Source organism: Clostridium sp. JNZ J1-5 (assembly GCF_053901425.1).
On record NZ_CM132773.1, the window covers coordinates 1,557,519 to 1,574,384 of the forward strand.

The window sequence follows — 16,866 nt, forward strand, 5'->3', positions numbered from 1 at the left end:
TCTTACATTGCTATAGTTTTAGTGTGGGTAAAATTATAATAATTATTCCAATCTAGATTAATATCAAACCCATAATAAGTGTAGCGATTAATCCAACTATAACTGGAATTAAATTCTTTTTGGCAAGTTCAAATGGATTAACTTCACAAATGGCAGCTACAGGAACTACGCTCCAAGGTATAATAGTTCCACCACCTATCCATATTGTAATAACCTGGCCAAAGGCAGCTATTTTCTCTAGGTTTACGTTAATTGAAGTATGAAAAGCTCTTGCCAGCGTACCTACTAAAGGAAGTCCTCCAAATCCAGATCCACTTATCCCTAACATAGCACTAATAGCTCCCTGCATTGCAACCACCGTAAATTTTGATAATTTAATCTTAGTAGATATATAAATTCCAATGTCAGTTAAAAATCCAGTGGCATTAGGTCCTAAGATTTGTTTTGCAGTATCTTCACTACCTAAAAAGAAGAAAGCCCCTATTACGATTATTGGAGCAAATACTTTCATTCCAGACATGAATCCATTTTTTATATACATTGTAATAATCCCAGAAGCTTTAGAAAGATGACACCTCTTAATAGTTGTAATAATTAATATTATTACAGAAGTACCTCCTATCAAGGCTGTGGCTTCATCCCCTTTTAGATTGAATGTAACTAAAAGTGCTACATCTATTAAAAAAAATAGTGGAACTAATGTTGAAATTAGCTTTGACCCAGGTGTATATTTACTAATTTGATTTTCTATTTTATCTACTTTTCCTTCTGCAATATCTTCATTTTTATCATAATGCATTAATATAAAAGCAGTACCAATGCTGAAAATACTCATAGTACTCCAAAAGGGTATACTGGCCTTTACAACATCAAGAGTATTTTCTATTCCTGCTGCCCTGGCAGTAATAGCAGGAGAACCTTGTATTATAAAATCACTTGATAAAGCTGCTCCTTTTCCAAATAAACATAAGATAACAGCCACCCACATTCTTGGAATACCAACTTTTATAGCAGCTGGAACCATAATTGCACCTATAAACACTACTGCTGGTGTTGGCCAAAAAAACCAAGAAGTAATAGTAGTTGTAATGCCAAGTATAAAAAATGCCACCACCTTATTTACCATTAACTTCTTAATTGGAGCTATCATAATCTGGTCTGCTCCTATATCACTTAAAGCTTTTGACATAGCATTTACTAATGAGATTATAAGTATTATGTCGATAAATTCTTTTCCCGAAACTGTTATTGCTCTATATATTACTATTAATGTTCTTAAAGGATTTAGACTGTTTACAAAACCTATTATACCTACTCCTAAAATTGAAATTAGAGTAATGTCTTTTTTTAAAACTATAGTAATTATTATGGCAATAATAATTAACACATATATATAGTGTGCTAATGTCAATTGAACCATCTTTTCCTCCTGCCCATTTCATGTATTTAATCTTATTAATTATCTTCTCTATAATCTTCTACATTATTCAGATTAGATATAATATGAATTTTTGTTTAATACTATATTTGTGGGTATAATAATTTTAAGCTTTTATCAGGAGGTTAAAAATGAATATAGATTTTTTAAATATGTCAAAAACTGAATTCACCAAAAAAACTATAATGATAATTTTAGGTAGTCTTATAAATGCTGCTGCAGTTAATCTATTTATAATCCCCAGTAAATTATTAAACGGTGGTTTATCTGGAATTAGTCTTATAATCCATTATTTATTTAATATCCCAGTGGGATTATTGGTTCTAATACTCAATATTCCTCTTTTTATATTAAGTATTTTAAAAATAGATAAGAAATTCACTTTATTTACTGGAATAGGAACTTTAGCACTTTCATTAGGTCTTATGATAACCTCACCTTTATCAAAAATTCTATCTCCTGCACTTGATGTAAACAGGTTATTATATTGCATATATGGTGGAGTCATAGGTGGATTGGGTCTTGGTATAGTTTTCTCTAATCAAGGTTCTACTGGTGGAATAGATATAATTAGTGTAATTGCTAAACGAAAATATAATATGGATATAGGCATGGCAAGTTTTGCACTTAATTTTATTATAGTAGCTGTGGGCTCTGTATTTTTTGGAATCCAAGTTGGTTTATATACTCTCATTGTTATGTATGCCTCTTCCCATTTCATGGATATGGTACTTAAAGGCTTTAGTAGGCAAAAAATGCTTATAATTGTAACTAAAAAAGAAGATGAAGTATCTAGGGCTATAATGAATAAATTGAATAGAGGAATTACAATACTTTACGGTGAAGGCGCTTATACTAAAGAACAAATAAATATAATATACTGTGTAGTATCTCCAGGGCAGCTTCCAAGGCTAAAACAACTTATTAGAGAAATTGATCCTAATTCTTTTATATCCATAACTGATACATCTGAGGTACAAGGAAAAGGATTTGTAAACCCAGCATAATAAATAAAATAATGACTACTTTCATTTATTAATAAGCTGAAAGTAGTCATTATTTTATAATTAAATGGAAGGATAAAAATAATCCGCAACTATTGTTACGGATTATAAATCAATATTAAATAAATATTTATGTCGCTTAATTTATCCCAATCCAATGTTTACAGGATAAATTATTTTATAGTAAATCCCATTTCTATAGGTTCACTTAAGTTATTTCCTTGTACAGATTTTAAGTTAGTTGAAAGGTTTAAATAATAAGTAGTACCAGATTTAAATCCTTCTTTACACTCAATAACTATTTGTTTTTTCTCTGTATTATAGCTTATATCAACTGCCACTACATTACCTTGTCCATCAGAAACTACAACATTTTCACCATTAACAGTAGTTGGATCTAACTCTTTAGTAAATGTGATAGCCCAAGTTTTATTTACACTAATATCTTTTTTTGTTTCTAATACTTTTTTGTTTTTATCATTTCTTACAGAGCTTACAACTTCCTTTTGTTTTGCATCTAATTCTCCTATAATAGTATTAATTTTTTCTTTTATTTCATTTACTCTATCATAAGCCTTTTTTAATTCTGTATTATCTTTACCATACTTATTTCCTAAAGAATTTAGTTTATTAACTACACTATTAAGCTTATTAAGCTCAGCATTTAATTTTCCATAAAAACTATTGTAACGTGAATTATCCTCATCTTTAAAATCTTCTTCTATTTCATCAATTTCCTTTTGTTCTTCTTCGTCTGTTGCATCTTCTGCTTCTTCTGCATCTTCAGTTGCTTCAGTTGTTTCTTCTATTTTTTCTGTTTCTTCTGTCTTAGTTGTATCCTCTGATGCTTCTACTGTTTCATTATTTGTTGTACCATCTTGTTGAGTGGTTTCTACTGTAGCTTCTGTAGCTTCAGTTCCTTCTAAAGTTGCTTGTCCACTTTCACTTGGCTCAGTACTTTCAGTTATGTCTTTATTTTCCTGTGGATTCTCTACTTGACTTTCACCATCTGTGTCTTCAGAATTTGATTCTCCAGTACTAAAATAACTACTGATTTTATCATTAATTTTAGATGTTTCCTTTTCAATTGAGTCTAATCTTTTTGTAATTACCTTTAGCATGTTCTCTAATTGTTTAGTATTTTTGTCCTTTTCCTTGTTGTTCTTGTCCTTTAAGTCAACCTTTTTAGTGTTAACATCTTTTACATTGTCATAGGGTTTAGCATTTACATAACTTACTGGAATAATAAATGCTGATATGACAAATGTAGCCACTAATGTCTTTAGTTTTTTATTCATTTTATCCCTCCTTATTTTTTACCACCTTGTATAATTATCGTAATCTACACAATAAATTTTTATACTTAAAATGTATAAATTTATGTATAAACAGTTAAAACATACTTTAATTGCTATTAACCCCTTTATTATCAGCATTTACAACATTCTAAATAAAGGTTTAATTTATAATTATAAAAAAAAGTGCATAGTGGAACTAACTTCTCACTATTGCACTCTTTATTTCTGTGATTATATCTTCTTAACTATTTAGGTTCTTATGTTTGGATCATAAGGCGTCTCTTGATAAACATAATAATTAAGCCAGTTGGAGAATATTAAATTAGCGTGAGCTCTCCATCTTACAATAGGCTCTTTTTTAGGATCATCACCTATAAAATAGTTTTTAGGTATCTCTATATTCAATCCCTTTGAAATATCTCTAAGATATTCAGATTTTAAGGTTATATCATCATATTCTGAATGGCCTGTAATAAATATCTGTTTTCCATCTTTAGAAGCTACTATATACACTCCTGCCTCTTCTGATTCTGACAAAATTTCAAGTTTTTCAACCTTTTCAATATCATTTTTCAATACCTCTGTATAGCGGGAGTGAGGTACATAAAATTCATTATCGAAACCTCTTAAAAGTTTCACTCCACTATTTGTTATAGTGTGTTTAAAAACACCAAACATCTTTTTAGAGAGATGATATTTAGGAATCCCAAAATGGTGATAGAGTCCTGCCTGCGCTCCCCAGCATATATGAAGTGTAGAAGTTACATTAGAAGCTGAAAAATCCATAATTTCTTTTAGTTCATTCCAGTAATCGACCTCTTTAAAATCTAAATGCTCAATTGGCGCACCAGTTATTATCATGCCATCAAACTTTTCATCTTTTATATCTTTAAAGCTATTATAGAAGCTTTCTAAATGCTCCTCAGATGTATTTTTTGATTTGTGCTCTTCAATATGAAGTAATTTAATCTCCACTTGAAGAGGAGTATTCCCAAGTAATCTTAAAATTTGAGTTTCTGTTTGAATTTTGGTTGGCATTAAATTCAGTATAACTATTTTTAAAGGTCTGATATCTTGATGTAATGCTCTATCTTCATACATCACAAATACATTTTCATCCCCAAGAATTTTTGCTGCAGGAAGATTTTTGGGTATTATAATTGGCATACTTTCTTTCTCCTTATCTTATTATAATACTTATATTAACAGAGTTCTTTGCTTCGGAGGGAGTTTTTACTCCCATGAGAGTATTAGAGCGGGTAGTCATCGGATTAGTTCCCTAAATTCTCTAAAGACTGTTGAAAATCAGCTATAATATCTTCAATATCTTCGATTCCTACAGAAACCCTAATTAAGTCTGGTGTAACTCCTGATGCTACCTGCTGCTCTTCATTCAATTGTCTATGTGTTGTACTAGCAGGATGAATTACTGATGTTCTTGCATCTCCTAAATGAACTACTAAAGCAGCTAATTCTAGATTTCTAATGAATTTCTTACCTGCTTCAATTCCTCCATTTATTCCAAAAGTTAATATACCGCTAGCCCCTTTAGGCAAATATTTTTTAGCTAGAGGATAGGTAGTATGGCTTTCAAGGAGAGGATAGCTTACCCAGCTTACTTTTTCATGTTTCTCTAGGTATTTAGCTAACTTAAAAGCATTTTCACTATGTCTTTCCATTCTTAAATGTAGTGTTTCAAGTCCCAGATTAAATAAAAAGGCATTAAAAGGACTTGTGCAAGTTCCTAGGTCTCTTAAAAGCTGAACACGAACTTTCACTATATATGCTGCATTTCCAAACTTCTCAACATATTTAACTCCATGGTAACTTGGATCTGGTTCTATAAGCTCTAGATATTTTCCATTGTCCCAATTGAAATTTCCACCATCTACAATGATTCCACCTATACTGGTAGCATGACCGTCAATATATTTTGTTGTAGAATGAACAACTATATTAGCTCCAAGTTTTAGCGGGTTGCAAAGATATGGAGTTGCTATTGTATTATCTACAATAAAAGGCACTTGCTTTTTCTTTGCGACTGATGAAAACTTTTCAAAATCCAAAATATTTAATCCTGGATTCCCTATGGTCTCACCAAAAATAGCTCTTGTATTTTCTTTAAAGCACTTTAATATTTCTTCTTCATCTGAATCTGGATTTACAAAAGTTACATCTATTCCAAATTTCTTTAAGGTTGTTGAAAGCAGACTAAAAGTTCCGCCATAAAGTGTAGATGCAGCAACTACATGATCTCCTGTTTTACAAATGTTTAATATAGCTAAAGCAGTAGCTGTTTGACCTGCTGATACAGCGACAGCTCCAACGCCCCCTTCAAGAGCACTAACTTTTTCTTCAAAGGCAGCTACAGTAGGATTACTGATTCTAGAATACATATGCCCCTCTGCCTCTAAATCGAATAATGCTGCTACTTGGTCTGGATCCTCATATTTATAAGTTGTGCTTTGATAAATTGGTAATACTCTTGTCTCTCCTGCTTTTGGCGTATATCCTCCTTGTATACATATAGTCCCCTTTTTCCAATTTTTACTCATAAAAATTGCCCCCTTTTACATAATTTATGCTCTGTTTTAAATGAATGCTGATTTTTACATTCATTTAAAACTTTCCATGTAGCCCCCTACATGTTCATTAGTGTTAGTTTAACGCGTTATACTATTTTGCATAAAAAAAACCGCTTCAATCTCTCGATAAGAAGCGGTTATAATTACTTATGCATTAGACTATTAATTTAAATAGCCTACTCCCTTCTTATCTTTCAGGATATTTCCTGCAGGAATTAGCACATTTCTAGTTTAAAGCTTTAAACTAGCTGTTGCCGGGTTTCATCGGGCCAGTCCCTCAACCACTCTTGATAAGATTAATCTTTTATTCAATTTTAAAATTAATTTTACACATGATTTCATTGTGTGTCAAGAAGTTTTTTACAATTTATATAAAAACACGTAAGTACTTGCCTACGTGTTTTGTGTTTTATATTATTGAGCTTGATTTTATTTCTTTCCAATCACTTTTCAATAAGTCCATAAATACTACACTAGAAAATATACCAATCCTGCTGTCAAAATAAGCTTCTCTAATTATACCTACTTCTTTAAAACCTAATCTTTTGTACAGTCCTTGAGCTTTTATATTATCTATCATAGTAGTTAATTCTATTTTATTTAAATTTAAAAATTTGAATAGAAAATCAATAAAATAATATAGTGCATCATAGCCATATCCTTTTTCTTGCTCTTTTATATAACATATTTTTATACCTATTTCAGCCTTTTGGTTTCTTGCATCCCAGTTCATATAATTGATTTCACCAATAGGAACTAAATCATCTTTTCTTAGTATAATGAATCTTTTGCTTTCAGGAAACATAGAACAATCTTCAATTTGATCTACAATACATTTTCTTATACTATCTTTGCTTTGTAAAGTTCCAAAAGCATTTCCTGAATGCTCCATCATCAGCTCATCATTCCACCATTTGTGAAAATATTCTTCATCTCCTAGTTCTAGCTGTCTAATTATAACTTTTTTCCCTTTAATCATAATTATTCTCCTTGCAGTTGCTTTCAATTTGATATATAACAACTTTAGACATTTTACCTAAGCTTATAAAGTACAACTAAATTCAACTTTACATTTGTTCTATATAAAAATTATACCATATATACATGAATTATTAAAAAATTTCATAATAAATTTGATAAATATTTAACTTATATATTACAGATATTAATTCAATGTTATAATTTTAGTACTAATAAAAGAGGTGAAAAATATGCTGAGTTTTGTAGTTGCAGTATCTCAAAATAATGTAATTGGTAAAGATAATAATCTTCCTTGGAAAATTCCTGAAGATTTAAAACATTTTAAAGAGATAACTCTATCTAAAACTAAAACAATGATTATGGGTAGAAAAACTTTTGAGGCCCTTCCAAGTGTACTTCCTGGAAGAAAGCATATAGTGTTAACTGGAAATAGAGATTATAATATGGAAAATATAAATGTGAAAGTTATCCACAGTGTTGATGAAATAAATCCACTTATTCACAGTAAAGAAGAATACTTTGTAATAGGAGGAGGAGAAATTTTTTCTGAATTGATGCCATATGCAAAGAAGATATATCTTACCATAATACATCATGACTTTCAAGGAGATACTTTTTTCCCTGGATATAATAAAAATGATTGGAAAATAACCGAAATGCATAAAGGAACTGTAGATGAAAATAATAAATTTAACCACACTTACTTAACTCTTGAAAAAATATAAAGCTTATATACTTTATGATGTAAATACCGCACTAATTTACTAGTGCGGTACTTGCCATATTATTCTTCATCGTAAAAATCTAAAAACGAATATTTTTGTCCTTTTTTCTCCCAACCTAAAATAGAATCTATATTTACATTTTGTGCTGATTGAAAAATTGACTTTTCAACATCCTTAAAGTTTTTCTTTAATTCTCTAATAAGTTCTTTAATCTCACGACGTTTGCTTGAAGTCTTTTGTGCTGCTACTATACATCCACAGTTCATAGGTGTAATTCCAGAATTTGATGTATATCTTTTAATGTCATCTTCATGTATATAGTAAAGTGGTCTTATAAGTTCTAGACCTTCAAAATTTGTAGACTTAAGCTTAGGTTTCATTGTTTTAAAGTTACCAGCATAAAGTACATTTAATAATGTAGTTTCAATAACATCATTAAAATGATGTCCTAGTGACAACTTATTACATCCCAATTCTTGAGCTTTTGAATATAGAGAACCACGACGCATTCTTGCACACATATAACATGGATAATCCCCTGCAATACGATCAACCACTTCAAAAATACCTGACTCAAATATTTTTACTGGAATATTTAAATATTCACAGTTATCAAGAAGTAATTTTCTATTAGTATCGTGAAAACCTGGATCCATTGCAATAAATTCTAATTCGAATTTAATTTGTCCATGTCGTTGAAGCTCTTGAAATAGCTTTGCCATTAACAAACTATCTTTTCCTCCAGATATTGCTACTGCAACTCTATCTCCTTCTTCAACTAATTTATAATCTTTAATTGCTCTAGTAAACTTTGTCCATATATGCTTTCTATATGATTTTATTATGCTTCTTTCAATATCTTTTAATGGCTTTTTTTCACTTGAAGGGATTAATATTTCACAACCACTTCCTGATAGCTTACCCATACTAGCACCTCTTTTTATCTATAAAAGTATTTTCTACTCTTTTCTCTTAGTAATTAACATTCTTATATATTCTATTTCAAAATTGATAAAAATTCAATTATTTTTCATTTTCCAAATGCTGCCTAACCCTCTGCTTTATGATTCCCACAATAGCAGGTAACATGGAAATTGTTGCTACTAATACAATAACAACTTCTAGATTATTCCTAACTACCTGCAAACTTCCAAAATAATATCCTGCAAATAAAAACACAAGCACACGCAATAATCCTCCAATAGCTGCATATCCTATAAGCCTAGAAAAATTCATAGCGCCAAGCCCTGCCACAAAGGCAATAAAACTTCGGACTACTGGAATGAATCTTCCCATTATAACAGCCAATTTCCCATGCTTATCATAAAAGATATGAGCTTTCTCAATATGTTCTCTTTTTATAAAACGGGAGCTTTCTTTACCTAAAATTCTCTTTCCTAAGAACTTGCCTATATAATAATTTATAGTATCTCCTAATATAACTGCACCGTATAAAACAACAAAAATTAGAGGTAAATTTAGCAGCTTCATTGAAGTCAATGTTCCTGTAACAAAAATCAATGAATCTCCTGGTAAAAAAGAAGTTATAATTAACCCTGCTTCACTAAATATAATAACAAACAATATTACATATGTAATGGTGACATTATGGTTGACAATATTAAATAGATATTTGTCTAGATTCAATAAAACATTTAATATTTTTCCTAGTTCTACTGACATTTTTTTAATCTCCCTTGTATATATACCTTTTATCTATGGTATTATCTTTAATTTAAAATTTTTAGCTATCTATAATTTTAATTACATTATTCATAATCTCTCTTCCTCATGGATTATATTCATAAGCTTTTAAAACTTTAATATCATTGTAGCACTAGTTTATTATTATACAATTACTATACACATTAATTTTTTCTTAAATTTTCTTTATGATGCATAAAAAGGCACGTCATTTTTCCAATATATTTAACTTTAATAAAAAAATAAACTGTTAGCAATAACAATTTACTAGCAGTTTATTTATTAGGCTGTTGATAAATATATGCTGTCAAAAGCAGAGAGAATAGTTCTTGCTATTCTCCTATTCAATACTTATGCAACTCTATTAATATATATAGCTTAAATAAGTTCTAGATGACCATCCTATAACACCATTTACCTTTATCTTAATCCATTTTCCATCACTTGAATAATCAAGCACTTCTCCATATTGATTTCGAGAAATACATCCAACTATTGAAGAAGCTATTGATGGATTATTTCTCATATTTAACTGGTACACAGAGTTTACAGTAACATATTTACCACTTTCAATAGGCGCTATTAAACTTCCATAAATCCAGCTGACTTTTCCATTATAACTTATTTGATACCATCCTAAAGAATAATCAATTAAATAAACAATTGTATCTTTTGGTATTGTACCAACTATACTTGACGTTGCTGATGGACTCATTCTAAGATTAGCATAAAAGTTCACATTAGAAACCTTTGCAAAATTACATGCTTCAACTGGTTTTGGTAGTTGATTTTGACTATCTTCAACTATGTTAACATATCTTCCAGGTATATAACCATTATTTATTTCATCCATACTTAAGAAGTATTTCTTAGTCCCTTGTATTCCTCCATAGATTACATCTGGTGTTGATTCATAGGTAAAAGCTCCATAGACTCCATTTAATGTCCCCCATTTATCGAAAATCACTACATGATCACCAGGCCTGTCCAATATATCCATATGCTTTATATTGTTTAAATCTATTTGGGTAAAATATTTATCAAACATTGTTGATGTTGAAATTTTATAATCCTTAATGTTAAAGGTAGCTTGTACGAATCCTGAGCAATCAATACCAGCAGTACCTGGAATATATCCGCATCCTGCTTCTGTATTAACATTTCCTATATATGCACCGTTATTAACTGCACTTAAGAAATTTGACCAAGGTGTATTATCTGAATGTGAGTCTATACTGTCTAGTCCTCCCCAGTTGTATGGAATTCCTTGAACTGTTCCATTTGTAATGCTTTTCAACTGATCTGGCTGAGTAACAAGCGATGAATAATATTCATCTAATTTACTGTTACGATCCTTTGAATAATTCCAGGTTACATTTATCATATTTAGTGCTCTTTCCTCAGCCTGTCCTCTTGTTATGGGCAGAGTATCTGCAGCAATTGATGTTTTAGTATTAAAAGTTATAGTTGCTGCAGTTACCATCAAAGTAAGGATCATTGAAGTTAACTTTTTCATATTTTTTCCCCCAAATTAAGTAATTTTCACATCTTTAAATAGCTTCAAATAATATAATCAGACATAATAATTATATTAATAGGGGGATGTGGCTATCAATAATCAAAATATGCTAACTAACCCAACAAAGACTATAATTAACTCTATTAGTCTTTCTTCTTTTTCTTTTTACCATAAGCTTTTCCTTTATTTTGTTTCTGATAAGTCTCTTTACTATCTGAATTGCTTTTATTATCGCTTTCCTTATTTATAGCTTTATTGACAGTATTATTTACAGGTTGTTCCGTTACTTTTGGTTTTTCTTCTACGACTTTTGGATTTTCCTCTATTTTATCAACCTTAATAGCATCGTCTACATTTGGCTTATTTGTAAGATTTGTATCATTAATTTTTTTATTGCTATTATATGGAACATATATAGCTGCTAAAATAACTATTCCAACTACTAAAAACAGTGGTATAGCTTTCTTTATATTATGTTTTTTTTCTTTTACAGGGGACTTTTCCTTTGGATTCATACCTTTTATCATACTGGTTTTATTTAAAAGTACAGTATTATCAGCCTTAGTGTTCTTCAGATATTTTATAATTTCATATCTTAGTTCCTCAACAGAATAATATCTATCATTAATTTCATTTCTAATACACTTTTGTATTATTCTTTTAAAATCTTCCCCTACATTACTACTATAGCTTTCTTCTATAAATGGTTCTAAGCCTGTACCTGTAAGTACAGTTTTTCCAGCAACCATAGAATACATAACCATCCCAATACCATATATATCCGTTTGTCTGCATGATTTCCCTAAACCACGCTGTTCTGGAGCTGCATACCCGTTAGATCCTAAAGCTATAGTATCTACAACTTTATCTGCTTTATATATTTTTGAAATACCAAAATCAATCAATACCACCTTTCCACTTGGGGCTATCATTATGTTAGATGGCTTTAAATCTCTGTATATAATAGGTGGATTAAGACTGTGTAAATAACTTATAATATCGCATATATCTAATACAATATTACACGCATCTTCGGTAGTTATAGTTCCAGTTTCCTCTACATATTGCTTTAATGTCTTTCCTTCTATATAGTCCTCAACCATGTAAAGGTTATTATCTTTATAAAATATGTCTACTATTCTAGGAATGCCATGATGGTTTAGTTTTTTTAATATATTAGGCTCAGATAAAATATCTATATTTATGTCATTGTCTTTTTTTATTTCTTTTATAGCCCAAAAGTTGCCGAGCCTCCTATTTTTGCATAAATAAACTGTTCCCATACCTCCTTTTCCCAAAACTCTAATTACTTCATATTTTTCTTCTAAAACACTTCCAATGTTAAGCATAATTCACCTCTTGCATAAAATTTTTATATCTTATACAACTATTAAATATACGTATATAATTAAAATTTTCGAGGGGTGGCAATATAAAATTTTTTAACCACTTTTAACAAACTTCTTTATAATCCTATTCCATAATTGCAAAAGCTATCACTAATTTTGAATTAGTGATAGCTTTCTATTATATTTTTCATATTAAATTCTACTCTATTATTTTTCATCTTTTTCCTTATTGTTTAATTTTTCCAATTCGTCTAGTCTATTACTTATATTTTCTTGATTTTGAAGTAACTTATCGATTTTGTAATGTAAATCTTCAATTATAAGCTCTGCTTTAAGATTTACTTTATAGTCATTTTTAGATCTTATCCTATCTTTTTCTTCTTGTCTATTCTGACTCATCATGATTATAGGTGCTTGAATAGCTGCTACACAGGATAAAACTAGATTCAATAGTATAAATGGATATGGATCAAAAGGCTTAGTTAATAGATAAATATTCAATGTTATCCATAATACAATAGACAGTGCAAAACAAATTATGAAAACCCAGCTTCCCGCAAATTCAGCCATTTTATCCGCCATCTTATCTCCGAAGCTTAGCTTATCCTTATGTGCCTGATGTACATCTTTAGATACAATTTCATTAACAAGGGTATGAATAATATCTTCTTCTACATTCTCAAAATCTTCTTCACTGCCAAGTATAATTTGGATAAGTTCTCTTTTAGTGTACTTTCGCCCCATATAATCACTTCTCCCTCTTTATAATAATCCATTTTTAAATGTTTTTATTATATTATAACTCCTTCTTATTGAATCTGCTATCAGTAGTATAATCACTACTCTTAAATACAGTTATTATTGTTTTTGTGATAATACCTTACTTTTATATAATCTTAATGCTGTAAGCAATGCTCCGCTAGCACATATAACTGCTGCAGTAATATAAACATATCTCATTCCGTATACAAAAACATCGTCTCTACCTTCAACATAATTCACTACATGATAGCCAATTTTATGGCTCATTCTGTTGTACAACAGTGTAGTGGAAAGAGAAATTCCGAAAACCATTCCAAGGTTTCTAACTAAAGCATTGACACTACCTGCTATTCCTAGCTTATTCTTTGGAACTGTTGACATAATAAGCGAATTATTTGGAGATTGAAATAATCCATTCCCTATAGACATTATAACTACAAAAAAGGTTAAAACCCATAAATTTGAATATTGATTCAGCGTAGACATAAGAAATAATCCAGCGCTTGTAAATAGCAATCCTAAAAATGTAAGCAGCTCTGATCCTATTTTATCTGATAAGTAGCCGCTTACAGGGGCAACAATAGCCAAAACTACTGGAAATGCAATCATAAGTATGCCAGTAACTGATGGAGATAATTTCATTACTTTCTGGAGATAAAAAGGTTGTATTATGTTTGGGCAGCTAATGGCTACAAATGATATAAACCCACAGAAAATACTAAGTGAAAACAGCTTATTTTCAAAAATTGAAAGCTGCAATAGTGGATATTCAACTCTCTTTTCAATTACTATGAATACTACCATAGCCAATATTCCGACAACAAATCCCAATATTATTGTAGGGTTATTATATCCAACATTCTGCCCCTGTATCAAGGAACCAAATATAAGTACTATAGCAGTTATAAACAAAATTGCTCCCTTTATATCCAGTTTTTCTTTTATATTTTCTTGTGGTTTTGGAAGTATTTTAGTCCCCATGAAAAATGTAATTAGTCCTATAGGCACATTTATTAAAAATATATATTTCCAACTTAAAACTGATACTATGAATCCTCCTAATGGAGGCCCTACCATTGTACCAAGAGCTACAGATGTTCCTGAAATTCCAAGGGCTCTTCCTCTCTCATTACTTGGGAATACATGAGTAATTATGCCTTGGCTAGTAGACATAGTACCCGCTGCTCCAATAGCTTGTAGTACTCTTGCTACTACTAAGAAGAATAGTGATGTTGAAATTCCACACATTAGTGATCCTATAGTAAACAAAATAATTCCAAATTTAAATATTCTGGTCTTTCCTTTTACATCTCCCAATCTGCCAAATATTAAAATCGTAGATGAGATAACTATTAAATAGCTAGTTACAACCCATTCTATAGATGCCATACTAACATCGAGTTTATTTGCCATTACTGGTAAAGCCACATTTACAATGCTACTATCTAAGCATGACATAAATGTCATCATAACAATGTTAAATAATATAATCCACCTATTTTTATATACTTTTTCATCAACTTTTTCCATAACCATTACCACAACCTTTCGAAAAAAGCTTCTATGTATTATTATTTCTATCTAGATAGAAAAACATTAGCATAAAATAGTTGCATAATCAACTATTAAATAAGCTTTATGGTAAAAACAGTTTAATCGAAAAAGCTATCACCAATTTTGAATTAGTGATAGCTTTCTATATATTGATATTCCCCCTATAAATTAAACCCTGATCTTTTATCTCTCTATTTTTTATATACTAAAACATATTTCTCTTTACATACTCAGTATGAAGTAATTCATGAGCTTTATGTCCGTTGGCTTCCCCTAAGAATTCCTCATACACTTTAATTATATATGGATTCTTATGAGATTTTCTAATTGGAAGACCTCTGTCTTCTTCATAGATAGCATTTGCTCTTTCTTCTTTTATATTTATTTTTTCCCTTGTCTTAGGACTTGTTATCGGTTGTCCTCCACCAGTTACACATCCCCCCGGACATGCCATAACTTCTATAAAGTCATATTTCTTTTCACCATTTCTAATTTGATCTAGCACTCTTCTTGCATTTCCAAGTCCACTTATTACTACTGTACTTATTACCTTTCCATTTGGAAGAGTTATTTCAGCTTCTTTAACCCCTTTAGTTCCACGGACAGCATTAAATTCTATTTCTTCAAGCTCATTTCCTGAAACAACTTCAAATACTGTTCTTAAAGCAGCTTCTGCAACACCCCCTGTTGCTCCGAATATAGTGGCTGCTCCAGAACCTATTCCAAATGGATTATCAAATTCTTCATCCTTAAGATTTATAAAATCAATAGAAGATTGTTTTATCATTCTAGCAAGTTCTCTGGTTGTAAGTACATAATCCACATCCTTCATTCCTTCTTGTGATAATTCTTCTCTATCTTCTTCAAATTTCTTAGCAATACATGGCATTATGGATACAACCACTATTTTTTCTGGATCTATTCCTTCCCTTTTTGCAAAATAGCTCTTTATCATAGCTCCTTCCATTTCATGTGGAGACTTACAAGTAGATAAATTATCTAGCATATCATGAAAATTATGCTCAATAAATTTTACCCAGCCTGGACAGCAGGATGTCATAAGTGGAAGATTTTTTCCAGTTTCTAATCTTTTTAAAAGTTCTGTTCCCTCTTCCATTATTGTAAGGTCTGCTGCAAAGTTAGTATCAAATACTTTGTGAAAACCAATTCTCCTTAAGGCAGCTGCCATTTTTCCTGTAACTCTCGTTCCAATCGGAAGTCCAAACTCTTCTCCAAGAGCAACCCTTATAGCTGGAGCAGTTTGAACTATTACAAACTTAGTGGGGTCTGCTAGTGCTTCCCAAACTCTATCTATTGTTTCCTTTTCAGTTAAGGCTCCTGTTGGACAATCTACAACACACTGCCCACAATTTACACAAATAGTTTCACCTAGCGGTCTTTCATAAGCCGCAGCTACCTTTGTTACAAAACCTCTTCCTGAAAAATTTATAGCTCCAACGGTTTGGACGTCTCTACATACGCTTATACATCTCTCACAAAGTATACACTTTTCAGGATCTCTTATAAGAGATTTAGAAGAAACATCCATAGGTGCCTTAACTCTTTCTCCTTCATATTCTATCTTTGTTAATCCCAAATCCTGTGCCAACTTTTCAAGTTCACAATTTCCGTTTCTGATACAAGTTGTGCATTCCCTTTTATGATTTGATAATAGCAACTCTACTACAGTTTTTCTAGCTTCTCTTACTTTTGGAGTGTTAGTTCTTACTACCATTCCCTCTTCCACTGCTACTGTACAAGATGGAAGAAGCTTTGGGCCAACCTCTACTAGACAAGCTCTACAACTGGAAACCTCATTTATATCTTTAAGAAAACATAAAGTAGGTATATCCACTCCAATAGTTCTTGCCGCATCTAAAACTGTGGTTCCCTTCTCAATTTGTACTTTTACACCATCTACTGTTAAATTAATCTTTTCCATGTCCT

General features: G+C 30.7%; 14 protein-coding genes and 1 riboswitch. Of the genes, 2 read left to right on the forward strand and 12 right to left on the reverse strand.

Annotation, left to right across the window (positions count from 1 at the left end; all coding sequences use genetic code 11):
• Positions 1–52 precede the first annotated feature (52 nt).
• Complete coding sequence (locus ACWW38_RS07390) at positions 53–1,420, reverse strand: hypothetical protein (protein ID WP_456260139.1); 1,368 nt, start codon at positions 1,418–1,420, stop codon at positions 53–55.
• 149 nt (positions 1,421–1,569) lie between these two features.
• Between ACWW38_RS07390 and ACWW38_RS07395 the strand changes: the two genes are divergently transcribed.
• Positions 1,570–2,445 (forward strand): YitT family protein, encoded by an 876-nt coding sequence (locus ACWW38_RS07395; protein ID WP_456260140.1) that lies wholly within the window; start codon positions 1,570–1,572, stop codon positions 2,443–2,445.
• A 170-nt stretch (positions 2,446–2,615) separates the two neighbouring features.
• On the opposite strand, the gene ACWW38_RS07400 is transcribed toward ACWW38_RS07395, so the two are convergent.
• From ACWW38_RS07400 to ACWW38_RS07415, 4 genes are all read right to left on the reverse strand, one after another.
• Positions 2,616–3,740 (reverse strand): Ig-like domain-containing protein, encoded by a 1,125-nt coding sequence (locus tag ACWW38_RS07400; RefSeq protein WP_456260141.1) that lies wholly within the window; start codon positions 3,738–3,740, stop codon positions 2,616–2,618.
• 249 nt (positions 3,741–3,989) lie between these two features.
• Positions 3,990–4,907 carry a homoserine O-acetyltransferase MetA gene (gene metA, locus ACWW38_RS07405; protein WP_456260142.1) on the reverse strand — a complete coding sequence of 306 codons (918 nt, stop codon included), beginning with the start codon at positions 4,905–4,907 and terminating at the stop codon, positions 3,990–3,992.
• Positions 4,908–5,011: 104 nt separating this feature from the next.
• Positions 5,012–6,295, reverse strand: coding sequence for an O-acetylhomoserine aminocarboxypropyltransferase/cysteine synthase family protein (locus ACWW38_RS07410; RefSeq protein ID WP_456260143.1), 1,284 nt, complete (start codon positions 6,293–6,295; stop codon positions 5,012–5,014).
• Positions 6,296–6,509: 214 nt separating this feature from the next.
• Positions 6,510–6,622, reverse strand: a riboswitch (SAM riboswitch).
• A 112-nt stretch (positions 6,623–6,734) separates the two neighbouring features.
• The gene (locus ACWW38_RS07415; protein WP_456260144.1) at positions 6,735–7,304 is read right to left on the reverse strand and encodes a GNAT family N-acetyltransferase; all 570 of its coding nucleotides are present in this window, start codon (positions 7,302–7,304) and stop codon (positions 6,735–6,737) included.
• Between the two features lie 232 nt (positions 7,305–7,536).
• Here ACWW38_RS07415 and ACWW38_RS07420 point away from each other — a divergent pair, with 232 nt between their 5' ends.
• Positions 7,537–8,031 (forward strand): dihydrofolate reductase, encoded by a 495-nt coding sequence (locus tag ACWW38_RS07420; protein WP_456260145.1) that lies wholly within the window; start codon positions 7,537–7,539, stop codon positions 8,029–8,031.
• 59 nt (positions 8,032–8,090) lie between these two features.
• Here ACWW38_RS07420 and ACWW38_RS07425 read toward each other — a convergent pair whose 3' ends face one another.
• The 7 genes from ACWW38_RS07425 to ACWW38_RS07455 form a co-directional block, all read right to left on the reverse strand.
• Positions 8,091–8,957 carry a tRNA 2-thiocytidine biosynthesis TtcA family protein gene (locus ACWW38_RS07425; protein WP_456260146.1) on the reverse strand — a complete coding sequence of 289 codons (867 nt, stop codon included), beginning with the start codon at positions 8,955–8,957 and terminating at the stop codon, positions 8,091–8,093.
• 97 nt (positions 8,958–9,054) lie between these two features.
• The gene (locus ACWW38_RS07430; protein WP_456260147.1) at positions 9,055–9,714 is read right to left on the reverse strand and encodes a VTT domain-containing protein; all 660 of its coding nucleotides are present in this window, start codon (positions 9,712–9,714) and stop codon (positions 9,055–9,057) included.
• A 385-nt stretch (positions 9,715–10,099) separates the two neighbouring features.
• Positions 10,100–11,251: an SH3 domain-containing protein gene (locus tag ACWW38_RS07435; protein WP_456260148.1), complete on the reverse strand. Its 1,152-nt coding sequence runs from the start codon at positions 11,249–11,251 to the stop codon at positions 10,100–10,102.
• A 146-nt stretch (positions 11,252–11,397) separates the two neighbouring features.
• The gene (locus ACWW38_RS07440; protein ID WP_456260149.1) at positions 11,398–12,603 is read right to left on the reverse strand and encodes a serine/threonine-protein kinase; all 1,206 of its coding nucleotides are present in this window, start codon (positions 12,601–12,603) and stop codon (positions 11,398–11,400) included.
• 207 nt (positions 12,604–12,810) lie between these two features.
• Positions 12,811–13,347: a DUF1003 domain-containing protein gene (locus tag ACWW38_RS07445; RefSeq protein ID WP_456260150.1), complete on the reverse strand. Its 537-nt coding sequence runs from the start codon at positions 13,345–13,347 to the stop codon at positions 12,811–12,813.
• A gap of 114 nt (positions 13,348–13,461) precedes the next feature.
• Positions 13,462–14,895, reverse strand: a complete 1,434-nt coding sequence (locus ACWW38_RS07450; RefSeq protein ID WP_456260151.1) for an MFS transporter — start codon at positions 14,893–14,895, stop codon at positions 13,462–13,464.
• 229 nt (positions 14,896–15,124) lie between these two features.
• Positions 15,125–16,861 (reverse strand): NADH-dependent [FeFe] hydrogenase, group A6, encoded by a 1,737-nt coding sequence (locus ACWW38_RS07455; RefSeq protein ID WP_456260152.1) that lies wholly within the window; start codon positions 16,859–16,861, stop codon positions 15,125–15,127.
• Between the last annotated feature and the right edge of the window lie 5 nt (positions 16,862–16,866).